General features: G+C 67.2%; 19 protein-coding genes. 14 read left to right on the top strand and 5 right to left on the bottom strand.

Annotation, left to right across the window (positions count from 1 at the left end; translation table 11 throughout):
- Positions 1-187: 187 nt before the first annotated feature.
- The gene (locus ASF79_RS04925; RefSeq protein ID WP_162239065.1) at positions 188-1,099 is read left to right on the top strand and encodes a DUF559 domain-containing protein; all 912 of its coding nucleotides are present in this window, start codon (positions 188-190) and stop codon (positions 1,097-1,099) included.
- Positions 1,100-1,215: 116 nt separating this feature from the next.
- Here the strand turns inward: ASF79_RS04925 and glgX are convergent, their stop codons facing one another.
- Positions 1,216-3,264 carry a glycogen debranching protein GlgX gene (gene glgX / locus ASF79_RS04930; RefSeq protein ID WP_055852482.1) on the bottom strand — a complete coding sequence of 683 codons (2,049 nt, stop codon included), beginning with the start codon at positions 3,262-3,264 and terminating at the stop codon, positions 1,216-1,218.
- Between the two features lie 53 nt (positions 3,265-3,317).
- On the opposite strand from glgX, the gene ASF79_RS04935 reads away from it, so the two are divergent.
- The gene (locus ASF79_RS04935) at positions 3,318-4,514 is read left to right on the top strand and encodes a cysteine desulfurase family protein (protein ID WP_082495678.1); all 1,197 of its coding nucleotides are present in this window, start codon (positions 3,318-3,320) and stop codon (positions 4,512-4,514) included.
- On the opposite strand, the gene ASF79_RS04940 is transcribed toward ASF79_RS04935, so the two are convergent.
- Entirely contained in the window at positions 4,511-5,488 is a 978-nt protein-coding gene (locus ASF79_RS04940; protein WP_055852485.1) for an endonuclease/exonuclease/phosphatase family protein, read from the bottom strand. The two genes, ASF79_RS04935 and ASF79_RS04940, sit on opposite strands and share 4 nt — an antisense overlap.
- Before the next feature lie 123 nt (positions 5,489-5,611).
- On the opposite strand from ASF79_RS04940, the gene ASF79_RS04945 reads away from it, so the two are divergent.
- The 8 genes from ASF79_RS04945 to gatB all read left to right on the top strand — a co-directional run bounded on the left by ASF79_RS04945 (position 5,612) and on the right by gatB (position 15,084).
- Entirely contained in the window at positions 5,612-6,046 is a 435-nt protein-coding gene (locus ASF79_RS04945) for a Fur family transcriptional regulator (RefSeq protein WP_055852489.1), read from the top strand.
- Between the two features lie 53 nt (positions 6,047-6,099).
- Positions 6,100-7,599, top strand: a complete 1,500-nt coding sequence (locus tag ASF79_RS04950) for a catalase (RefSeq protein ID WP_055774709.1) — start codon at positions 6,100-6,102, stop codon at positions 7,597-7,599.
- Between the two features lie 132 nt (positions 7,600-7,731).
- A complete protein-coding gene (trxA, locus tag ASF79_RS04955; protein WP_055774706.1) occupies positions 7,732-8,115 on the top strand; it encodes a thioredoxin in 384 nt (127 codons plus the stop codon).
- A 46-nt stretch (positions 8,116-8,161) separates the two neighbouring features.
- On the top strand, positions 8,162-9,334 hold the full coding sequence (mnmA, locus tag ASF79_RS04960; RefSeq protein WP_200933526.1) for a tRNA 2-thiouridine(34) synthase MnmA: 1,173 nt from the start codon (positions 8,162-8,164) through the stop codon (positions 9,332-9,334).
- Positions 9,334-11,640: an NAD-dependent DNA ligase LigA gene (gene ligA / locus ASF79_RS04965; protein ID WP_055852494.1), complete on the top strand. Its 2,307-nt coding sequence runs from the start codon at positions 9,334-9,336 to the stop codon at positions 11,638-11,640. Before mnmA ends, ligA begins: the two co-directional genes overlap by 1 nt.
- A gap of 92 nt (positions 11,641-11,732) precedes the next feature.
- Positions 11,733-12,032, top strand: a complete 300-nt coding sequence (gatC, locus tag ASF79_RS04970) for an Asp-tRNA(Asn)/Glu-tRNA(Gln) amidotransferase subunit GatC (RefSeq protein ID WP_044442836.1) — start codon at positions 11,733-11,735, stop codon at positions 12,030-12,032.
- Positions 12,032-13,567, top strand: coding sequence for an Asp-tRNA(Asn)/Glu-tRNA(Gln) amidotransferase subunit GatA (gatA, locus tag ASF79_RS04975; protein ID WP_055774695.1), 1,536 nt, complete (start codon positions 12,032-12,034; stop codon positions 13,565-13,567). The genes gatC and gatA overlap by 1 nt, the downstream gene beginning before the upstream one ends.
- Positions 13,567-15,084, top strand: coding sequence for an Asp-tRNA(Asn)/Glu-tRNA(Gln) amidotransferase subunit GatB (gatB, locus tag ASF79_RS04980; RefSeq protein WP_055852497.1), 1,518 nt, complete (start codon positions 13,567-13,569; stop codon positions 15,082-15,084). The genes gatA and gatB overlap by 1 nt, the downstream gene beginning before the upstream one ends.
- Positions 15,085-15,101: 17 nt before the next feature.
- Here gatB and ASF79_RS04985 read toward each other — a convergent pair whose 3' ends face one another.
- Together ASF79_RS04985 and ASF79_RS04990 are read right to left on the bottom strand one after the other, a co-directional pair.
- A complete protein-coding gene (locus ASF79_RS04985) occupies positions 15,102-16,031 on the bottom strand; it encodes an SDR family oxidoreductase (RefSeq protein WP_055774688.1) in 930 nt (309 codons plus the stop codon).
- 88 nt (positions 16,032-16,119) lie between these two features.
- Positions 16,120-16,722 carry a TIGR03086 family metal-binding protein gene (locus ASF79_RS04990; protein WP_055774686.1) on the bottom strand — a complete coding sequence of 201 codons (603 nt, stop codon included), beginning with the start codon at positions 16,720-16,722 and terminating at the stop codon, positions 16,120-16,122.
- A gap of 66 nt (positions 16,723-16,788) precedes the next feature.
- On the opposite strand from ASF79_RS04990, the gene ASF79_RS04995 reads away from it, so the two are divergent.
- On the top strand, positions 16,789-17,319 hold the full coding sequence (locus ASF79_RS04995; protein WP_055774683.1) for a GNAT family N-acetyltransferase: 531 nt from the start codon (positions 16,789-16,791) through the stop codon (positions 17,317-17,319).
- A 16-nt stretch (positions 17,320-17,335) separates the two neighbouring features.
- On the opposite strand, the gene ASF79_RS05000 is transcribed toward ASF79_RS04995, so the two are convergent.
- Complete coding sequence (locus ASF79_RS05000; protein WP_055852499.1) at positions 17,336-19,027, bottom strand: long-chain-fatty-acid--CoA ligase; 1,692 nt, start codon at positions 19,025-19,027, stop codon at positions 17,336-17,338.
- Between the two features lie 98 nt (positions 19,028-19,125).
- Between ASF79_RS05000 and ASF79_RS05005 the strand changes: the two genes are divergently transcribed.
- The 3 genes from ASF79_RS05005 to ASF79_RS05015 are packed head-to-tail and all read left to right on the top strand — an operon-like array spanning position 19,126 to position 21,793.
- Entirely contained in the window at positions 19,126-20,205 is a 1,080-nt protein-coding gene (locus tag ASF79_RS05005; protein WP_055852502.1) for a type III polyketide synthase, read from the top strand.
- Between the two features lie 2 nt (positions 20,206-20,207).
- Positions 20,208-20,750: an isoprenylcysteine carboxyl methyltransferase family protein gene (locus tag ASF79_RS05010; protein WP_235500668.1), complete on the top strand. Its 543-nt coding sequence runs from the start codon at positions 20,208-20,210 to the stop codon at positions 20,748-20,750.
- The gene (locus tag ASF79_RS05015) at positions 20,747-21,793 is read left to right on the top strand and encodes an NAD(P)/FAD-dependent oxidoreductase (RefSeq protein WP_055852508.1); all 1,047 of its coding nucleotides are present in this window, start codon (positions 20,747-20,749) and stop codon (positions 21,791-21,793) included. Before ASF79_RS05010 ends, ASF79_RS05015 begins: the two co-directional genes overlap by 4 nt.
- The last annotated feature ends 10 nt before the right edge of the window (positions 21,794-21,803 follow it).

Raw genomic sequence — 21,803 nt, forward strand, 5'->3', positions numbered from 1 at the left:
TGAGGAAATGCTGCCGACACGCCGAGTCATGCTCCCATCTGAGCGGAGTGTCGCGTGTTTTTCCTCATCCGCGAAGTGGTGCCTGGTCGCGGTAGCCTGTCCTCCCCAGGGCGTTAGCGTTCCTTTTTTGTTGCCGATGAGGTGATCCGCCCGCTGAGTCATGCCTCTTCAGGGAATGCTGGCCGGCATGAACGGCGATGCATACGGTTTTCTTCTGACCCACGGCGGTGTTGCACGGCGCCGAGATCTCGAGCGGTGTGGCGTCTCTGGCATGTCCATCGCCCGCATGGTGCAGCTCGGCATGCTGATCCGGCCCCGAGTCGGCTGGTATTGCCTTCCGGATGTCGACCGTCGCGTAATCGAGGCCGTGCGGGTGGGCGGGGTCCTCACCTGCGTCTCGGCCGCTGCAGTCGACGGGCTGTGGGTGCTCGACGAGGAGAAACTCCATGTGTGTGTGAGGGGCAACGGTTCAGTCTTTCGAAACAGGACGGACGCAACGCGTTATCGGGCACACGATGAACGTGGCGATGTCGTTCTCCATTGGGATGATCAGGCGTGGTCGACCTCTGGAGGGTACGCGCTTTCGCGAGTTGCCTATCTCCGGCATCTGGTGTCGTGCCAGTCCCATCGAAGCGTCGTCTCGACGCTCGACTCCGCATTGCACCGCGGCGTGCTGTCAGACCGCGACTTGGGGGAGTTGCGTGGGTCGGTTCCTGCTGTCCACCGCTCGATCATCGATCTGGTGGACGGCCGAGCGGAGAGCGGAGTCGAATCGGCTGCACGGTTGGGGTTTCTCGCCGCGGGCCTACCCTTCGAGGTTCAGGTTGTCGTATCCGAGGGGCTGCGGGTCGATTTCGTGATCGACGGGGTCATCGTCGTCGAGGTTGACGGCTCGGAGTTCCACTCAGGCCACGAGGCATTTGTTGCCGACCGGAAGCGCGACGCATTCTTGAATGCCCTCGGCTACCGCGTGCTGCATTTCACCTATGCGATGGTTTTGTTCGACTGGGACACGGTTCTTTCGACGATCATCATCGTTCTGCGACGAGAACGAGCAGTTCGCGCGGGTCTTTCACCCCTCCCGCCCTTTCGCCGATGAGGAAATTCCTGCGACCCGCCGCACCTACTCGTCAGGTGCACGGCGCGTCGACGATGCTTCCTCATCCGCGCACGGGAGGGGCGTGGCGGGGAAGTGGTGGATGCGTGTTCCGCAGGTCAGTTGGCCCGGAACAGGCGCAGTGACGAGGGCGCCATCTCGATCACGGTGCCTGGCTCATAGGTCGGCCCCTCCTCGGGGTTCGGCGCGTCGTGGCCCGAGTCCCACAGCTCGGTGTACGACGCCACGCCGAGGTGCACGGGCAGCGTCACCGTGACCGGCGCCTCGATGCCGTGGATCACGAGCAGTATGCGGTTGAACTCCTCGTGTTCGGGCGTCGATGCCGCCATGTACTGCAGCGTGCGGTTCTCGGCCGAGTTCCAGTCGTAGACCGACATCGATGCGCCGGCCGCGTCGTACCAGTCCATCTGGCTGGCACTCGGGGTCGTCTCGCCGAAGATGCCGAATCTGACCGGCCGAAGCGCCGGGTTCTCCCGCCTCAGCTTCAACAGATGCTGCGTCGTCTTCCAGTGGTCTTTCTGCCAGCGCCGTCTGTCCCAGCTCAGCCACGTGAGCTCGCTGTCGTGGCAGTAGGCATTGTTGTTGCCCTTCTGGCTGCGACCGAACTCATCTCCCGCCGTGATGAGGGGAACGCCCGCCGACAGCAGCAGAGTGCCCATGAGGTTGCGCATCGCCTGGCGACGCGACGCCTCGATCGGCCGCGACGACGTGGGGCCCTCGACGCCGTGGTTGAACGACATGTTGTTGTCGGTTCCGTCACGGTTCGATTCACCGTTGCCCACGTTGTGCTTCGAGTCGTATGCGGTCAGATCCGCCATGGTGAAACCGTCGTGCGCGGTGACGAAGTTGACCGACGACAGCGGTCCGCGATGCTGCGCGAAAGTGTTTGACGATCCGGCGAGGCGGGTCGCGAGCATCCCCACGCCGTCGCCCGGGTCTCCGTGCTGTCGCATCGAGCGGATGTCCCGCAGCCAGAACTTGCGCATCCGGTCGCGGTAGCGGTCGTTCCACTCCGACCAGCCGTCGGGAAAATTGCCGGTCTGCCATCCGCCCATGCCGACGTCCCACGGCTCGGCGATCATCTTCACGTTCTGCAGCTGAGGGTCTGAGACGATCTGGGTGAGAAGCGGATGCTGCGGGTCGTAGTAGTGGTCGGCGTTGCGCCCCAGGGTGGCGGCGAGATCGAACCGGAAGCCGTCGATCTGCACCTCGTTCGCCCAGAAGCGCAGGGAGTCGAGAATCATGCGCGAGACCGCCGGGGTGGCGGTGTTGATGCTGTTGCCGCATCCCGTGACGTCGATGTAGGTGCCTCCGACGGTCTGGCGGTAGTAGCCGGCATTGTCGATGCCGCGGAAGCTCGTGGTCGGGCCCTCGGGGCCTTCTTCGGCCGTGTGGTTGTAGACGACATCCAGCAGTACCTCGATGCCGGCCTCGTGCAAGAGCTTGACCATTCCCTTGAACTCGCGCAGGTTCGCGCTCGGTCCCTGAGCCTGGGCGGCCTTCGACGCGTACAGCGCGTGGGGGCTGAAGAACCCGAGCGTGTTGTATCCCCAGTAGTTGCGCAACCCCTGCTTGATGAGTCGTTGCTCCGACACGAACGACTGCACGGGGAGCAGCTGCACGGCCGTCACGCCGAGATTCTTCAGATATCCGATGGTCGTCTCGTGCGCGAGGCCGGCGTACGTTCCGCGCAGCTCCTCGGGGATGCGCGGGTTGAGTTCAGAGAGTCCCTTCACGTGCGCTTCGTAGATGACCGTGTGATCGAGCGGCGTGTTGGGCTTGGCGACGCCGGCCCAGTCGAACGACTGATCGACGACGACGGAGCGTTGTGACCCCGAGCTCAGCCGCTGGATGCCCTTGCCATAGGGGTCGAGCAGGAGCCGCGAGGGATCGAAGCGGTGCGTCGGTCCCTGAGGCCCCGAGACACGCAGGTTGTAGCGGCGGCCGGGGACCAGTTCACGGGTGCGGCCGAACCAGACGCCGTGCCGGTCGCGCGCGAGGTCGACGGTCTTGTAGATCCAGTTGGCGTCCTTGTCGTCGAACAGGCAGAGCTCGACCTTCTCGGCATGCTCCGACCAGACGCGGATCTCGCCTCCGTGGGCGGTGAGGCGAACGCCCATGTTGGCGAGGGGATCAGCGGCAGTCATGCGTCTTAGAGTAGTGATTCATACGTTTCGAACAGATCACGGAAAGGGTCGTCGTGCCCGTCTACCTCGACCATGCGGCCACTACGCCGATGCTCCCCGATGCGCGAGACGCGTACATCGAGGCACTCGGCGTCGTCGGCAACCCCGCGTCGATTCACAGCCAGGGGCAGCAGGCCAAGCGGATGCTCGAAGAAGCGCGTGAGAACGTCGCCGAGAGCGTTTCGGCGGAGCCCGTCGAGGTCGTGTTCACCTCGGGCGGCACGGAGGCCGTCAATCTGGGAATCAAGGGTCTGTTCTGGAAGAGGCAGGAGGACAGGCCGCGCCGTCGCATCCTCGTTCCCGGAGGCGAGCACCACGCGACCATCGACGCCGTCGAGTGGCTGGCGGCCCACGACGGGGCCGAACTCGAGTGGCTGCCGATCGACTCGCTGGGCCGCCTTCACCCGCAGACCCTTCGCGAGGCGATCGAGCGCGCGCCCGAATCCGTCGCCCTCGTCTCGATTCTCTGGGCGAACAACGAGGTCGGCACCATCCAGCCCGTGGCCGAGCTGGCAGCGGTCGCGGCGGAATTCGGCATCCCGACACACGTCGACGCGATCTCCGCCTTCGGCTATCTGCCCCTCGACTTCCACGCCTCGGGTGCTGCGGCGATGAGTATCTCGGCGCACAAGATCGGGGGACCGGTGGGGGTGGGGGCGCTTCTGCTGTCGCGCTCGGCCGAGGTCGTACCCCTCTTCCACGGCGGCAGTCAGCAGCGGGGCCGAAGCGGAACGCAGGACGTCGCGGGTGCCGTCTCGTTCGGCGTCGCCGCGCGCCGCGCCTCCGCCGAGGTCGCCGTCCACGCGGCCGAGCTCCGCACGCTGCGCGACCGGCTCATCGAGGCCGTGCGGCTGGCCGTGCCCGAGGCCGTCCTGCAGGGTGACCCGGATGCCGCGGGTCGGCTCCCCGGCAACGCGCACTTCACTTTTCCCGGTTGCGAAGGCGACTCGCTCCTCTTCCTGCTCGACGTAGCAGGACTCTCCGTCTCGACGGGCTCTGCCTGTCAGGCGGGCGTGCCCGAGGCGTCGCACGTGCTCACGGCCATGGGACTGAGCGAGGCCGACGCGCGCGGTGCGCTGCGCATCACGCTCGGGCACGGAACGACCGAAGCCGACGTCGATGCGTTCGTCGCCGCGCTGCCGGTCGCATTCACGCAGGCGTCCAAGGCGGGGCTCAGCGACCGTGTGGTGCCGCTCGGGCACGCCCGCTAGAGGTTGACGGTGGCCACGATGGCCAGGTGGTCGCTGCCTCCGGCCGGGATGACGGTGTTGCTCGTGACGTCGAGGCCGCGCTGAAGGAAGTGGTCGAGCCTCGTCACCGCGAAGGGAGATGCCGGCCAGGTGAAGCCGAAGAGGCCGTCGCTCTGATTCGGCTCCGACAGCTGCGACAGGATCGGCTTGAACGCCCTGTCGGTGGACGCCGCATTGAAGTCGCCGACAGCGATGACACGATCGTTCTCGTCGTTGGGAAGGACGTCGGCGAGGTTCTTCAGCATCTCGTCTCTGTCACCGTGATCGCCTAGGCGGGCAGACGCCGCGTGGATCACGTAGATGCTCACGAGGCCCTCGGGTGTCTCGAGATCGGCGGCGAGCGCACGCTGCCATCCGAGGCCGAGGTCCCACGGCTGCGCGTTCAGAATGGGGTAGCTGCTCCAGAGGCCGACGGTGCCCACCTGATAGGAGTACTCGTAGGCGGCGTCGAGAACAGACGAGATCTCGTCGCGCGACGCGTCGTCGATCTCCTGGATGGCGACCACCTGGGCGCCCGTCGCGACGAGGTCGGCGGCCGACGCGGCCCCCGTGCCCGAACTCGCCTCGACATTCTGACTCGCGACGGTGAGCGTGCTCGCGCTCGCGGGAGGAGCGGTCCACTCGAGCGGAACGATGGAAGCCCCGAACATGAACGCCCAGGCCACGAGAGGCACGAAGGCGGCGACCCAAGGACGCCCGCGGCGAGCGAAGGCGGCAAGGATGAACAGAACCGGGATTCCGAGCCCGAGCCAGGGAGCGGCCGAGTCGATCACCAGGCCGAGACCGCCCACATCGGGCACGAGATTGTGCAGCGCGATGACGGCGGCGAGTACGAGGGATGCGGCCACGACGACGGCGTTCAGCGCACGACGACCGGGGGAGGGTCGACGCTTCGCAGAAGATGACGCGCGGGGCGTCTCGTACAGGAGAGACATCGCCCTCCAGTCTGCCGCAGCAGACTGGGCGAATACTCAGGTCGATACCGCGATGCATCGGGCGGGGCTTGTTGCACCACTCCTCATGTTTTGAGTCATTCAAAATACCGTTAGGGTGGAGACATGACGACAGACGTGACGGACGCGACGGCGCTGGCCGACAGCATCCGCTCGGTCGGCCTCAAGGTGACCGAACCCCGTATCGCGGTGCTCTCGGTCGTCGAACGCGATCCGCACATCGACGCCGAACGCATCTTCCAATCGATTCGGAGGACGCTGCCCGGTACGAGCGTGCAGGCCGTGCACGGAGTTCTGGCAGCCTTTTCTCAGGCCGGACTCCTCCGGCGCATCGAGCCCGCTCACTCGCCCGCGCTCTACGAGCGACGTGTCGATGACAACCATCATCACATCGTCTGTTCCGCGTGCGGAGCGGTGGAAGACGTCGACTGCACCGTCGGGCACAGCCCGTGCCTCGTGCCGTCGGCGGCGTCGGGCTTTCAGGTTCAGAGCGCCGAGGTGAACTTCTGGGGTCTCTGTCCGAATTGCCAGACTGCCTAACAGCGCCAGACCGTATTCTCGTCCTGTCGACCGATCCTCTACAAAGGAGAACCATGTCCACCGATGCTTTCACCACCACCAACTCCGGTGCCCCCGTCGCGAGTGACGAGCACTCGCAGACCGTCGGCACCGACGGCCCCATCACTCTGCACGACCACTACCTGGTCGAGAAGCTCGCCCAGTTCAACCGCGAGAAGGTCCCCGAGCGCATTGTGCACGCCAAGGGCGGCGGCGCGTTCGGCACCTTCGTGACCACCCACGATGTCTCGGCCTACACCCGGGCCAGCCTCTTCCAGCCGGGCGCCTCCGTCGACGTGCTCGCTCGCTTCTCCACGGTCGCAGGCGAGCAGGGCAGCCCCGACACCTGGCGCGACCCGCGCGGCTTCGCGCTCAAGTTCTACACCGACGAGGGCAACTACGACCTGGTCGGCAACAACACGCCCGTCTTCTTCATCCGCGACGGCATCAAGTTCCCCGACTTCATCCACTCGCAGAAGCGTCTGCCCGGCACGCACCTGCGCGACCACGACATGCAGTGGGACTTCTGGACGCTCTCGCCCGAGACCGCACACCAGGTGACCTGGCTCATGGGAGATCGTGGCCTGCCGGCCTCGTGGCGCCACATGGACGGCTTCGGTTCGCACACCTACCAGTGGATCAACGCAGCAGGCGAGCGCTTCTGGGTGAAGTACCACTTCAAGACCCACCAGGGCATCGAGATCCTGAGCCAGACCGACGCAGACCGCATCGCCGGCGAAGACGCCGACTTCCACATCCGCGACCTGTCCGAGGCCATCAAGCGCGGCGACTACCCGAGCTGGACCCTCTCGGTGCAGATCATGCCCTACGACGACGCGGCGAACTACCGGTTCAACCCGTTCGACCTCACCAAGGTCTGGCCGCACGCCGACTACCCACTGCACGAGGTCGGAACGATGACCCTGACGCGCAACCCGGAGAACTACTTCGCTCAGATCGAGCAGGCCACCTTCGCGCCCTCGAACTTCGTTCCCGGAATCGCGGCAAGCCCCGACAAGATGCTGCTCGCCCGCATCTTCAGCTACGCAGACGCGCACCGCTACCGCGTGGGAACGAACCACGCTCAGCTGCCCGTGAACGCCGCTGTCTCGCCGGTCAACTCCTACTCGAAAGACGGAGCGATGCGTCACGGCTTCAACTCGGAAGAGACCCCCGTCTACGCGCCGAACTCGCACGGAGGCCCGCACGCCGACCCGGCTCGTCACGGCAACGACGCGGGCTGGGAGAGCGACGGCGAACTCGTGCGTGCCGCTGCCGCGCTGCATGCCGACGACGACGACTTCGGCCAGGCCGGCACCCTGGTGCGCGAGGTTCTGGATGACGCGGCGCGCGATCGGCTCGTCGCGAACATCGCGGGTCACGTCTCGAAGGTGACCGACGCCGGGCTCCGCCAGCGCGTGTACCAGTACTGGACGAACGTCGACGCGACGCTCGGAGCGCGCGTCGCCGCGGCCGTCGAGCCGAGCGCCCCCGGCTCGAACGAGCAGCCCGAGGTCGTGGGCATCGGCGCGTAGCGCACCGTCCCCGGCCCGCCCACGGGCGGGCCGGGGAATGAAGCGCAACCCCGTTTCGTTGTACGGGTCGTGCGGGTAGCGTTTCGCGAACCGCACGACCATCAACCGAAACGCTTCACGAGGAGGCCCGTTTTGCCTACCGTTACCGTCACCGCCGAATCCCTCGACAAGACCATCACCGAGAACGAGATCGTTCTGCTCGACTTCTGGGCCGACTGGTGCGGGCCCTGTAAGCAGTTCGCCCCGGTGTTCGAGAAGTCCAGCGAAGACAACACCGATGTGGTCTACGGCAAGATCGACACCGAAGACCAGCAGCAGCTCGCGGCGGCCGCCCAGATCACGTCCATCCCCACGCTCATGGCGTTCAAGAACGGCGTGCCCGTGTTCCGCCAGGCGGGATCGCTTCCCGCGCCCGCACTCGCAGACCTCGTCGCTCAGCTCAAGGCGCTCGACGTCGAGGCCGCGATGAAGGCCCAGGCCGAGGCAGACGCTGCTGCTACGACACCTGGCGAGTAAGCACCACCCCGGCCCCGCCGTCGTACCCCTCACGTAAGCTCGTTCCGTGAAGGTTTTAGCAGCGATGAGTGGCGGAGTCGACTCCGCGGTTGCCGCGGCGCGCGCGGTCGAGGCCGGGCACGACGTGGTCGGGGTGCATCTCGCCCTGTCCCGAATGCCCGGCACTCTCCGCACGGGGGCGCGCGGCTGCTGCACCATCGAAGACTCGATGGACGCGCAGCGGGTGGCGAACAAGATCGGCATCCCGTACTACGTGTGGGATTTCTCCGAGCGGTTCAAGGCCGACGTGGTCGACGACTTCGTGGCCGAATACACGGCGGGGCGCACTCCTAACCCGTGCATGCGCTGCAACGAGCGCATCAAGTTCGCGGCTCTGCTCGAGAAGGCGGTCGATCTCGGCTTCGACGCGGTGGCCACCGGTCACTACGCGAACATCGTCACCGACGCCGACGGCAATCGCGAGTTGCACCGTGCGGCGACGTGGGCCAAAGACCAGAGCTACGTTCTGGGCGTCCTCACCAGCGAGCAGCTCGCGCACAGCATGTTCCCCCTGGGCGCCACGCCGTCCAAGGCCGAGGTTCGCGCCGAGGCTGCCGAGCGCGGTTTCTCCGTGGCGAAGAAGCCAGACAGCCACGACATCTGCTTCATCCCCGACGGCGACACGAAGGGCTGGCTCGCCGAGCGCGTCGGCGCCGAGACAGGGCAGGTCATCGAACGCGACGGCAGCGTCGTGGGCAGCCACGACGGAGCTCACTCGTTCACGGTCGGCCAGCGCCGAGGACTGCACCTCGGCATGCCGGCGCCCGACGGCAAGCCGCGCTTCGTTCTCGAGGTGCGTCCCATCAGCAACCAGGTGGTCGTCGGCCCGAAAGAGGCGCTCGACATCTCGGAGATCGCCGGTGCACGCTTCACCTGGGCGGGCCTGGCTCCCGAGCATCCTGAGGTCGCCTTCGAGTGCGAGGTTCAGATCCGAGCGCACGCAGATCCTGTCGCTGCCACCGCGGTCGTACGCCCCCTCGACGTTCCCGTGCCGGTCGAGGGCCAGCGACCGGCATCTGATCACGAGCTCGTGATCACGCCGCACTCGCCACTCAACGGCGTCGCCCCCGGTCAGACGGCGGTCGTCTACATCGGCACGCGCGTTCTCGGTCAGTGCACGATCGATCGCACGGTGAGCGCCGTCGCGGTCGCGTCCGATCCCACCCCGGCCGTGGCCTGATGTCCGAGATCCTGCCCGACGAGATCACGCCGGATTTCGCCGAAGCCAAGGTCGAGGCGCAGCAGCTCACGACGCGCATCCTCGAGTTGCGCGATCAGTACTACGAGAAGAACGCGTCGACCGTCTCCGACGCCGAGTACGACGCGCTCGTGCGCCGACTCGATGCACTCGAGCGCGCTCATCCCGAGCTCCTGAGCGCAGACAGCCCCACCCAGACGGTCGGCGGACGCGCCGAGACCACCATGTTCACCCCCGTCACGCACGCCGAGCGCATGCTCAGCCTCGACAACGTCTTCAGCGAAGAAGAACTGCGCGAGTGGGCGTCGAAGATCGAACGCGACGCGGGCCGCAGTGCGGTGCGCTACCTCTCGGAGCTCAAGATCGACGGCCTGGCCATCAACCTGCGCTACGAGAACGGAGTGCTCGTCACCGCCGCGACTCGTGGCGATGGGGTCGTCGGCGAGGATGTCACCGACAACGTGCTGCAGATCAAGCAGATCCCGCCGCGACTCGCGGGAACGGGGCACCCGCCGCTCGTCGAGGTGCGGGGTGAGATCTTCTTTCCCGTCGCATCCTTCGACGAACTCAACGCCGCCCAGGAAGCGGCGGGGGAGCGCGTGTTCGCGAATCCCCGCAACGCGGCGGCCGGGTCGCTGCGGCAGAAGACCGAGGGCAAGAACGCCAAGCAGCTGGCGTTGGTCGAGAACCGTCTGTCTCGACTGCGCATGCTCGTGCACGGCATCGGAGCGTGGCCGAACCCTCCGGTCGCCGCCCAGAGCGAGGTGTACGGCCTGCTCGCCGAGTGGGGCCTTCCCATCTCCACCCACTTCAAGGTCTTCGACGCGGTCGACGACGTGGTCGAGTTCGTTCGCTACAACGGCATCCATCGCGCCAGTGTCGAGCACCAGATCGACGGAATCGTCATCAAGGTCGACAACCTGGCCCTGCACGACGAGCTCGGCGCCACGAGCCGCGCGCCGCGCTGGGCCACCGCCTACAAATACCCGCCCGAAGAGGTCAACACTCGACTGCTCGACATCGTCGTGAGCGTCGGACGCACGGGCAGGGCCACCCCTTTCGCCGTTATGGAGAAGGTCGAGGTCGCCGGGTCGGAAGTGCGCCAGGCCACCCTGCACAACCAAGACGTCGTCAAGGCCAAGGGTGTGCTCATCGGCGACATCGTGGTTCTGCGCAAGGCAGGCGACGTCATTCCCGAGGTGCTCGGCCCCGTCGTCGAACTCCGCACCGGCGACGAACGCGCCTTCGTGATGCCCGAGAACTGTCCCGAGTGCGGCACCCGACTGGCTCCGGCGAAAGAGGGCGACAAAGACCTGCGCTGCCCGAATGCCCGAAGCTGCCCCGCGCAGGTTCGCGGTCGCGTCGAGCACGTCGGATCTCGCGGCGGACTCGATATCGAGGTGCTGGGCGAGGTGTCGGCCGCGGCACTCACTCAGCCGCTCGAACCTGCCGAACCTCCGCTCGAGACCGAGGCGGGGCTCTTTGCCCTGCGCATGCGAGACATCTTCCCGATCACCGTCGTCGTGCGCGACAACGAGACCGGCATGATCAAGCTCACCGACGGCGGCGAACCCAAGCGGGTCATGCCGTTCCAGCGCAAGCGCCAGAAGCGCGATGGGGCCTTCGACCCCGAGGCTGCCGAGTTCGCGGGCGACGAGTTCTCGGTGCCCTCGACCAACGCGGTGAAGCTCCTCTCCGAGATCGATAAAGCCAAGACGAAGCCGTTGTGGCGCATCCTGGTGTCGTTGTCGATCCGCCACGTGGGTCCCGTCGCCGCGCGCGCTCTCGCCGACTACTTCGGGTCGCTCGACGCGATCCGCGCTGCGAGCCGCGATGAACTCGCCGCGGTCGACGGCGTCGGGCCGATCATCGCCGACGCCCTGATCGACTGGTTCGCGGTCGACTGGCACGTCGACATCGTCGAGGCCTGGGCCGCGGCCGGCGTGCAGTTCGCGACCCCGGGGCATCCGGGGCCGGGAGCCGCTGTCGTCGAGGGCGGTGTGCTCTCGGGCATCACCGTGGTCGCCACCGGGTCGCTCGAAGGATTCAGCCGAGAAGGCGCCCTCGAAGCGATCATGGAGGCGGGCGGCAAGGCCGCGTCGAGCGTGAGCAAGAAGACCGACTTCGTGGCGGCGGGCCCCGGTGCGGGTTCCAAGCTCACGAAGGCCGAGGCGCTGGGCCTGCGCATCATCGACGCCGAACAGTTCGCGATCCTCGTCACGCAGGGCCCGGATGCGCTCGGCCCGGCTCCCGAGGCGGAGAGCGCGCCCGACGACGTCGCTCCCTGACCCTGTCGTTCCCTTCGACAAGCTCAGGAACGGGCCTCCGGTAGAATCGGTGGGTTCGTCCGAACTCCCCCCGAATGAAGACACGGAGCAGCATGTCCGAAATCACGCAGGAGCAGGTCACCCACCTCGCCAACCTCGCCCGTATCGCATTGACGCCCGAAGAGATCGTGTCGCTCACCAGCGAACTCGGGTCGATCATGGACCACGTGGCCACGGTCACCGAGGTGGCGACGCCCGACGTGCCCGCGACGAGCCACCCGATCCCGCTGCAGAACGTCTTCCGCGACGACGTTGTGGGGCAGACCCTCACCGCCGAAGAGGCGCTGGCGGGCGCACCCGATCACGACGGTTCCCGGTTCCGCGTCACAGCGATTCTGGGGGAGGAGCAGTAATGACATCCGATCTGACCAGGCTCACCGCCGACGCCCTCGCAGCCAAGCTCGCCTCGAAAGAGGTGAGCTCTGTGGAGGCCACGCAGGCCCACCTCGACCGCATCGCCGCGGTCGAAGGCGCGGTGCACGCGTTCCTGCACGTCGCATCCGACAGCGCCCTCGCCGAGGCGGCCGATATCGACCGTCGCCGTGCGGCCGGTGAGCAGCTGCACCCCCTTGCCGGTGTGCCGATCGCCATCAAAGACGTCATCGTCACCAAGGGCATGCCCACCACCAGCGGATCGAAGATCCTCGAGGGCTGGGTTCCGCCCTACGACGCCACGGTCATGACCAAGCTGCGGGCCGCCGGCCTCGTCTCGCTGGGCAAGACGAACATGGACGAGTTCGCCATGGGCTCGTCGACCGAGCACTCCGCCTACGGCCCGACGCACAACCCGTGGGATCTGGAGCGTATCCCCGGAGGCTCCGGTGGTGGCTCTGCCGCGGCTGTCGCCGCCTTCGAAGCTCCCTTCGCGCTCGGCAGCGACACCGGCGGATCCATCCGCCAGCCCGCCCACGTCACGGGAACCGTGGGCCTCAAGCCCACGTACGGCGGAGTCAGCCGCTACGGCGCCATCGCCCTCGCTTCCAGCCTCGACCAGATCGGCCCGGTCTCGCGCACCGTCCTCGACTCGGCCCTGCTGCACGACGTGATCGGCGGCCACGACCCGCGCGACTCCACGTCGCTCACCGACGTCTGGCCCTCGTTCGCCGAGGCCGTGCGCAATGCCGACGTTGCGGGTCTCCGTATCGGCGTCATCAAAGAGCTCCAGGGCGACGGCTTCCAGCCGGGCGTCATGGAACGCTTCCGCGAAGCCCTGGCCCTTCTCGAGGGGGCCGGCGCGATCATCACCGAGGTCGAGCTTCCGAGCGTCGAACACGCCATCGCCGCGTACTACCTGATCATGCCCGCCGAGGCCTCCAGCAACCTCGCCAAGTTCGACTCCGTGCGCTTCGGCCTGAGGGTCAACCCGAAGGGCGGCGGAACCGTCGAAGACGTGATGAGCGCCACCCGCGAACAGGGCTTCGGGGCAGAGACGAAGCGCCGCATCATCCTCGGCACCTACGCTCTCTCCGCCGGCTACTACGACGCCTACTACGGCAGTGCCCAGAAGGTGCGCACGCTCGTGCAGCGCGACTTCGCAGCTGCGTTCGCCAACGCCGACGTGCTGGTGTCGCCGACGGCTCCGACCACGGCGTTCAAGCTCGGCGAGAAGACCGGCGATCCGTTGTCGATGTACCTCAACGACATCGCGACGATCCCGGCCAACCTCGCCGGCATCCCCGGAATCTCGGTTCCCGCAGGACTGGCCGCCGAAGACGGCCTGCCCGTCGGCATCCAGTTCTTGGCGCCAGCGCGCGAAGACGCCCGACTCTATGGCGTCGCGGCGGCGCTCGAAGCCCTGCTCGAGCAGAAATGGGGCCACACGCTCCTGAGCCAGGCTCCCGACCTCTCTTTTAGTGAAATGAACGCGACCGATGAGGGAGCCGTCTGATGGCGAAATTGATGGACTACGACCGCGCTCTCGAACTGTTCGAGCCGGTGCTCGGCTTCGAGGTGCACATCGAGCTCAGCACCAAGACCAAGATGTTCTCCGACGCGCCCAACTACTTCGGCGGAGAGCCCAACACCAACATCACGCCCGTCGATCTGGGGCTGCCAGGGTCGCTTCCCGTCGTCAACGGCCAGGCCGTGCGTTACGCCATCAGCCTGGGCCTGGCCCTCGGCTGCTCCATCGCGCCGACGAGCCGCTTCGCCCGTAAGAACTACTTCTATCCCGACCTGGCGAAGAACTACCAGATCTCGCAGAGCGATGAGCCCATCGCCTTCGCGGGTTCCGTCGAGGTCGAGCTCCCCAATGGCCGACTCTTCACGGTGCCGATCGAACGGGCGCACATGGAGGAAGACGCCGGAAAGCTCACCCATGTGGGCGGCGCGACCGGCCGCATCCAGGGCGCCGAGTATTCGCTCGTCGACTACAACCGCGCCGGTGTGCCTCTCGTCGAGATCGTGACCGACATCATCTATGGTGCCGAAGCCGATGCCCCTGAATTGGCCAAGGCGTACGTGTCCACGATTCGCGACATCGTCGTGGGCCTGGGCATCTCAGAGGCCCGCATGGAGCGCGGAAACCTGCGCTGCGACGCCAACATCTCGCTGCGCCGGCGCACGCCCGAGGGCGAGCCGCCCGCGCCGCTCGGAACACGCACCGAGACGAAGAACGTCAACTCGCTGCGCAGCGTCGAGCGCGCCATCCGCTACGAGATCCAGCGCCAGGCCGCCATCCTCGACGACGGCGGAACGATCACGCAGGAGACCCGGCACTGGCACGAGGACACGGGCCAGACCTCCGCAGGCCGCCCCAAGTCCGACGCCGACGACTACCGGTACTTCCCGGAGCCCGATCTGCTTCCCGTCGTGCCCTCGCCCGAACTCATCGAGAAACTGCGTGCCGCCCTTCCCGAGGCTCCCGCGATCCGTCGTCGCCGGCTCAAGACCGAGTGGAACTTCACCGATCTGGAGTTCCAGGACCTGACGAACTCCGGCCTGGTCAACGAGGTCATCGACACCGTCGCCGCCGGCGCCTCTCCCGCGTCCGCCCGCAAGTGGTGGACCGGGGAGATCGCCCGGACGGCCAACGCCCAGGGCGTCGACGCCACCACCCTCGTCACGCCGCTCCAGGTCGCTCAGCTCGTCGCACTCGTCGACGCCGGCACGCTCACCGATCGCCTCGCGCGGCAGGTTCTCGAGGGTGTCATCGCGGGCGAGGGCACACCTCAGCAGGTCGTGGATGCGCGCGGCCTGGCCGTCGTGTCAGACGACGGCGCGCTGATCGCCGCCATCGACGAGGCTCTGCAGAGCCAGCCCGATGTGCTGGCCAAGATCCGCGACGGCAAGGTGCAGGCCGCCGGCGCCGTGATCGGAGCCGTGATGAAGGCGATGAAGGGCCAGGCAGACGCCGCGCGCGTGCGTGAGCTGGTGCTCGAGCGGGCGACCGCGCTTCCGGAGTAGTCCGGGCTGAACATCGGCTAGAAGTCGATGCCGGTCAGGTCTTCTGACGCCGCCCAGAGCCGCATGGCCACCCTCTGATCGAGGGCCCGTCGGCTCTGCTTGGCGCGCCCGGGAGGACCCGTCAGGCCGAATGCGCCCGTGGGCCCGACGTAGTCGCCGCCGGACACGCTCGCCCAGGTCGCGGCGAACAGTTCGGGTTCTGTGCCCTGCTCGGCGTCCTGAGAGAAGCCGGGCGATTGCATGAATCGCTCGACGAGAGCGCTGGCCGGCTTGTCGCGGCCCAACTGCGGGCCCGCGTTCTGCAGATTCGTGCGGCTCGAACCAGGATGCGCAGCAGCGCTCAGCAGCCCCCATCCGGCGGCGTCGCTTCGGCGCTGCAACTCGTGGGCGAAGAGGAGGTTGGCCAGTTTCGACTGGCCGTAGGCGAGCCACGCGTTGTACTTCTTCTCGGCGTTGAGGTCGCCGAAGCGGATGCGACCGATCCAGTGCATCACGCTCGACAGGGTGACGACCCGGGGCGCTTCGGCGGCTGTCAGCGAGGGAAGCAGCTGCGCCGTGAGAGCGAAGTGCCCGAGGTGGTTCGTGCCGAACTGCAGCTCGAAGCCGTCTTCGGTGGTGTGCCTCGTGGGCACCGCCATAACGCCTGCGTTGTTGATCAGGATGTCGGTGGGCGTCTTCTCGGCATTCATGCGATCGGCGAACGCCCTCACACTGGCCAGAGATGCGAGATCGAGGCTCTCGAGCTGCAGGGATGCGTCGGGAACCGTCTTGCGGATGGTGTCGGCGGCCCCGGCGTTCTTCTCCGCCGTTCGGGCGGCCATCACGACGTGGGCGCCGGCGGCAGAGAGGCGGCGTGCCGCCTCGAGGCCGAGCCCGCTGTTGGCGCCGGTGATGATCACGCGTCTGCCGTGCTGATCGGGGATGGATAGCGGGGGTGCGGTCGACATGAAGCTCCTCGGGGGCGAGGCGGTGTCTCGGGTGGGCCGCCTAGACCAAAAGGTTATTGCGCATTCCTGACGGTGCCCTCATTCGTCGCTACGCGGAGAGCGGAAGCCTGTCGTCGCGGCCGGTCAGAGCGAGCAGTTTCGACTGCAGCGGCGCGTGCTCGGGAACGGGAATCGGCGAGCTGAACAGACCCGAGGCTTCGAGCGTCTCTTTCTGCGGTTCGAAGACCGTGTAGACAGCCGCGATCAGCCGTTCGTCGATGACCTCCGCGGTCCGGGTCGCCCGCGCGAGGTCCCAGGTGTGGATCGTGACGTCGGAGACCTGCTCGCGCAGGTATTCGGTGACCGTCACGGTGTCGTACGAGAGCTGCACCTGAGCATCCGGTGCAGCCGATCGCCACGCGTCGGTGGCAGCCTTCGAGTACTGAGCCCACTCTGCCGCGAGATCGCTCGACAGCGGCCGCTTGAGCGATCGCGCCTGACGCAGGCTGCGGCCCTCGAGCAGCAGCGGCACCCACTGCTGCTCTTCGATGACGTGGGTCACGAGCTGACGGGTGTTCCAGTCTGTGTCGGGCGTAGGCGCGTTCCAATCGGTCACCGCGTTCAGGCGAGCGGTGAACTCGGCGTGGGCGGTGTTCTGCAGTGTCAGCCAGTCGATGGTCACGATGGGGCTCCTGTCGGCAGTGCTCGTCATAGTCCTGGGTATAAGTCCATCATGGCGGTGCGCATTCCGCCGAGCCGGTGCGGATAGGCTCTCGGGGTGACCTTGACGACCAGAGACATCGACGCCACCGATCTGACTTCGCTTCTGGCGATGAACAACGGGGCGATACCCGCGGTCAATCTGCTCGACGAGGCGGAACTGCTCGATCTCGTGTCGATGGCGCATTCGGCCGTCATCGTCGTCGATGATGCCTCCCCGCGCGACCCGCTCGGTCTCGTCATCACGCTGACGGCGGGCAACGACTACGACAGCGAGAACTACCGCTGGTTCGAAGAGCGCGGCGGTGACTTTCTGTACGTCGACCGCATCGTCGTGCACCAGGGCATGCGCGGCCGAGGTCTCGGACAGATCCTGTACGAGCGTGTCTTCGCCGAGGCGGAGCTGGCCGGACTCGCGGAGGTCACGTGCGAGGTCAACCTCGATCCGCCGAACCCCGGATCTCTGGCATTCCACGATCGGCTCGGCTTCGTGCAGCTGGGCGAGCAGGTCACCAAGGGTGGATCCGTGAAGGTCGCTCTGCTGTCCGCGCCCGTGTTTCCGGCCTCAGCCCTGCCCGAAGCCTCCTAGGGCTCCAACTCTCGGCTCAGCCGCGGTCGGCCAGCAGCTGCTCCCTGACCGCCCGGCGCAGCACCTTGCCGATCAGCGACTTCGGAAGCTCGTCGATGACCACGATCCTCTTCGGCACCTTGTACGCGGTGAGCTGATCGCGGCACCAGTCGCGGAACTTCTTCTCGTCGAAGTCGGCCTTGGAAGACAGCACCACCGCCGCCACGACGTCTTCTCCGCCGCCGCCGCTGGGCATGCCGACCACGGCCACATCGGCGACTCCGGGGTGCTGTCGGAGCGCGTCTTCGACCTCTGAGGGCGCGACGTTGAAGCCGCCCGTGATGATGAGCTCCTTGATGCGGTCGACGATCGTGACGAAGCCATCGGCATCCTGCGTGCAGATGTCTCCCGTCCGGAACCAGCCGCCGTCGAGCAGCACGGCGTCGGTCTCATCGGACTTCTGCCAGTACCCCTGGAACACCTGCGGGCCACGGATCAGCAGTTCGCCCTCTTCGCCCGGCGCCCGATCGACGGAGGTGTCGTCCGGATCGACCACGCGGATCTCCGTGCTGGGAAAGGGCACACCGACGGTGCCGGGCCGACGGCTCGGGCCGATGGGATTGCCCAGTGCGACGGGGGAGGTCTCGGTGAGTCCGTAGCCCTCGACCAGGTAGCCGCCCGTGGCCTTCTCCCAGAGTTCGACGGTGGAGACCGGCAGATTCATGGCACCCGAGATGGCGAACCGGATGCCCGTGAGATCGACCTTGCGCTTCTCGGCACCCAGGGCGAGCCGCTCGTAGATGGGCGGCACGGCGGGTAGGAACGTGGGCGGATGCGACTTGGCCGCGTCGAGGACGAGGTCGACGTCGAACTTCGGCAGCAACACGAGCCGGGCACCGCTGTTCATCGCGAAGGTGAGGCAGAGCGTGAGCCCATATGCGTGGAACATGGGCAGGACGGCGTAGATGACCTCCTTGCCCGCCACCATCCCGGGAACCCACGCTCGCCCCTGCAGGGCATTCGCATGCAGATTGAGGTGGGTGAGCTTCGCGCCCTTCGGCGTTCCGGTCGTGCCGCTGGTGTACTGGATCACGGCGAGGTCGTCGACCGAAGGCCGTGGCACGGAGCGTCGGATCGGCCGGTGATTGAGGAGCTTCTCCCACGGCGTGCTGCGCTTCGAGTCTGCGGTGAGCGCCTTACGCGCCTCGCGGGCCTTCGGCACCGGCAGGCGCAGGGCGAGTCTCTTGGAGAGCGGCATGGCGCGCGTCACATCGACCGCGATGACCGTGTCGAACGCAACGTCGGCGGGCATCGCGTGGATGCGGTCACCCACCTTGTCCCACACGATGGCGACCTTGGCGCCGTGGTCTTCGAACTGATGGCGCATCTCACGGTCCGTGTAGAGCGGGTTGTGCTCCACGACGACCGCACCCAGCCGCAGCACGGCGTAGAAGGCGATGACGTGCTGCGGGCAGTTCGGCAAAACCAGGGCGACCCTGTCGCCGTGGCTGACGCCCGCGCGGCGCAGCCCTTCGGCCGCTCGCGCCACAAGCATTCCGAGCTCGGCATAGGTCGTGGTCGAACCGAAGAAGTCGAGCGCGACGTTGGAGCGGAACGCACTGATGGAAGCGTCGAGCATGTCGACGAGAGACCCCGTCGGGAGCTCGATCGTGGAGGGTACGCCGTCTGCGTACTGGGAAACCCATGGCCGGTCGGTCTCGATGGTCATTCGTTGCCCTTCGCGTCGTCGTGAGGTCATTATGACGCAGTCGAAGGGCTGTCTCATGGGCGTCGAGCGAGACGCATGCATCGTGCTACCGTGCGAGCGTGTCGCGAATCGTCGGGGTATCTGCCGCTCTTCCTTCGAACTCGTATGCCCAGAAGGACATCACCGAGGCGATAGCCCCGATGATCACGGGTGACCGGTCGAAGCAGGCTGTGCTGCGGCGTCTGCACGAATCGAGCCGGGTCGAGCGCCGTCACCTGGTGCTGCCGATCGAGCGGTACCTCGAAGAGCAGAGCTTCACGACCACGAACGACATCTTCATCGAGGCCGCGACCGATCTCGCCGAGGAGGCTCTCGCCGATGCCCTGGCGCAGTCCGGGATCGCCGCCGACGAAGTCGACTTCGTCTTGTTCACCTCGGTCACCGGCGTGTCCGCGCCCTCCATCGATGCCCTCCTGGTTCCGCGGATCGGGCTCAGACCGGATGTGAAGCGCGTGCCGATGTTCGGCCTCGGTTGCGTTGCTGGAGCGGCGGGCATCGCCAGGCTCGACGACTATCTCGTCGGTCACCCCCACGGCGTGGCCGTTTTGATCGCGGTCGAGCTGTGTTCGCTCACCGTGCAGCGCGACGACGACTCGATGGCGAACCTCGTGGCGTCGGGACTCTTCGGCGACGGAGCGGCGGCCGTCGTGATGGTCGGCGCCGAGCGCGCGGCCGCACGCACAGACGAGGGATTCGATGTCGTGGGCGTGCGCAGCGCCCTCTACCCCAACACTCGAGACGTGCTCGGGTTCAACCCCGGCGAGACGGGGTTCCGCATCGTCTTGACGGCCGGGGTCGCCGACGTGATCGACGAGCACTTCGGTCGCGACATGACGCTGTTCCTCTCCGACCACGACACCGCCGTCGACAGAATCGGGCGCTGGATCGCGCATCCCGGCGGACCGAGGGTGCTCGAGGCGTTCAGCGACGCGCTCCAGCTTCCGGCCGATGCCCTCGACGCCAGCTGGGATTCGCTGGCCCGCGTCGGCAATCTGTCGTCGGCATCGGTCCTGCATGTGCTGGCCGACAGCATCCGCGATCACACACCGGCGGCCGGCGAACTGTGCGCCCTCTTCGCGCTCGGGCCGGGCGTCTCGGCCGAACTCGTTCTGATGAGATGGTCTGGAGATTCGAAGTGACCCTGTCGGTGCTGCTCTACGTGATTCTCATCCTGCTGACCGGGGGCGAGCGCATCGTCGAGCTTGTCGTCTCGACGCGCAACGCGGCCTGGGCTTTCGCTCGCGGCGGCATGGAGTTCGGCAGACGGCACTTCGGGCCCATGGTGGCTCTGCACACGGGCCTCCTGCTGGCGTGCCTCGTCGAGACCCTCCTCGCCGACAGGCCGTTCATCCCGTGGCTGGGCTGGCCCATGCTCGTCATTGCACTGGCGAGTCAGGCTCTGCGCTGGTGGTGCATCGGCTCGCTGGGTCGGCGCTGGAACACGCGTGTCATCGTGGTGCCCGGTCTGCCTCTCGTGCTGCGGGGACCGTATCGGTGGCTCCGCCACCCCAACTACATCGTCGTCATCGCGGAGGGCATCGCCCTCCCTCTGGTGCACAGCAACTGGGTGACCGCCCTCGCGTTCACCGTGCTCAACGCCGTGCTCCTGTTCGGATTCCGCATTCCGGTCGAGGAACGTGCCCTCGAGGCGGCGCTCGGCGAAGAGCCGGTCGCCCCGAGATGACACCGGTCGACGTCGACGTCGCCATCGTGGGAGCGGGCCCCATCGGACTCGCCGCCGCCATCGAGTCGCGTCTGGCCGGGTACTCCGTGGCCGTCATCGAACCGCGGAGCTTTCCGATCGACAAGGCCTGCGGCGAGGGTCTTATGCCCGGAGCGGTCGCCGCCCTGGCTCGTCTGGGGGTGCATCCACCGGGCGTTCCGATTGCGGGCTTCCGCTACACGGATGCGACCAGGTCGGCCGAGCACCGCTTCGCCGGAGCATCCGGCCTCGGCGTGCGCCGCACGGCTCTGCACGACGCGCTCGCGGCCCGTGCCGACGAGCTGGGCGTGACGCGGGTGGATGGCCGGGTCACCGACGTGGTGCAGCGTGCCGACGGCGTGACGGTCGGCGACGTGCGCGCGTCGTGGTTGCTCGCGTGCGACGGGCTGCACTCGACCGTGCGGCGCGTGACGGGGCTCGAGCGTTCGCCGAGCCCGCGAGTCGACCGCCGCCGCTTCGGTCTGCGCAAGCACTATGCGGTCGAGCCGTGGACAGACCTCGTCGAGGTGCACTGGGTCGCGGATGCGGAGGCGTACATCACTCCGCTGGCCGGAGGCCTCATCGGCGTCGCCGTTCTCGGCCCGCCGCGCACGGATTTCGACGACGTGCTGGCCCGCATGCCGGAGCTACGCGCTCGGCTCGGACGGGCAGACGCCGTGGAGGCGCTCCGCGGTGCCGGCCCGCTGCGGCAGCGCAGCTCGGCCAGGAGTGTCGGCCGGGTGCTGTTGCTGGGCGACGCCTCGGGCTATGTCGACGCGCTCACCGGCGAGGGCATCCGGGTGGGCCTCGCCCACGCCAGGGCGGCCGTCGAGGCGATCGGTGCCGCCGATAGCCGGTCGGCGGCTGTGTACGACCGCGAATGGGCGCGGGTCAGCCGCGACTTCCGCGTGATCACCTCGGCGTTGCTCGCCGCAGCGCAGTCGCCCCTGCGGCCCCTCATCGTGCCGGCGGCCCGCACGTTACCCGGCCTTTTCGGGCTCGCCATCGAGCGTCTCGCTCGCTGAGAGGAAACAC

This window comes from Agreia sp. Leaf335 (genome assembly GCF_001423605.1).
Taxonomy (GTDB): Bacteria; Actinomycetota; Actinomycetes; order Actinomycetales; family Microbacteriaceae; genus Agreia.

Excerpts from the sequence above, each read along its gene's own strand:
- ligA (WP_055852494.1), top strand. The coding sequence starts at position 9,334 with ATGTCCGAGATCCTGCCCGACGAGATCACGCCGGATTTCGCCGAAGCC.
- ASF79_RS04925 (WP_162239065.1), top strand. The coding sequence starts at position 188 with ATGAACGGCGATGCATACGGTTTTCTTCTGACCCACGGCGGTGTTGCA.
- ASF79_RS04985 (WP_055774688.1), bottom strand. The coding sequence starts at position 16,031 with ATGTCGACCGCACCCCCGCTATCCATCCCCGATCAGCACGGCAGACGC.
- gatC (WP_044442836.1), top strand. The coding sequence starts at position 11,733 with ATGTCCGAAATCACGCAGGAGCAGGTCACCCACCTCGCCAACCTCGCC.
- gatB (WP_055852497.1), top strand. The coding sequence starts at position 13,567 with ATGGCGAAATTGATGGACTACGACCGCGCTCTCGAACTGTTCGAGCCG.
- ASF79_RS05000 (WP_055852499.1), bottom strand. The coding sequence starts at position 19,027 with ATGACCATCGAGACCGACCGGCCATGGGTTTCCCAGTACGCAGACGGC.
- ASF79_RS05015 (WP_055852508.1), top strand. The coding sequence starts at position 20,747 with ATGACACCGGTCGACGTCGACGTCGCCATCGTGGGAGCGGGCCCCATC.
- ASF79_RS04950 (WP_055774709.1), top strand. The coding sequence starts at position 6,100 with ATGTCCACCGATGCTTTCACCACCACCAACTCCGGTGCCCCCGTCGCG.
- glgX (WP_055852482.1), bottom strand. The coding sequence starts at position 3,264 with ATGACTGCCGCTGATCCCCTCGCCAACATGGGCGTTCGCCTCACCGCC.
- ASF79_RS04945 (WP_055852489.1), top strand. The coding sequence starts at position 5,612 with ATGACGACAGACGTGACGGACGCGACGGCGCTGGCCGACAGCATCCGC.
- ASF79_RS04990 (WP_055774686.1), bottom strand. The coding sequence starts at position 16,722 with ATGACGAGCACTGCCGACAGGAGCCCCATCGTGACCATCGACTGGCTG.
- ASF79_RS04940 (WP_055852485.1), bottom strand. The coding sequence starts at position 5,488 with ATGTCTCTCCTGTACGAGACGCCCCGCGCGTCATCTTCTGCGAAGCGT.
- gatA (WP_055774695.1), top strand. The coding sequence starts at position 12,032 with ATGACATCCGATCTGACCAGGCTCACCGCCGACGCCCTCGCAGCCAAG.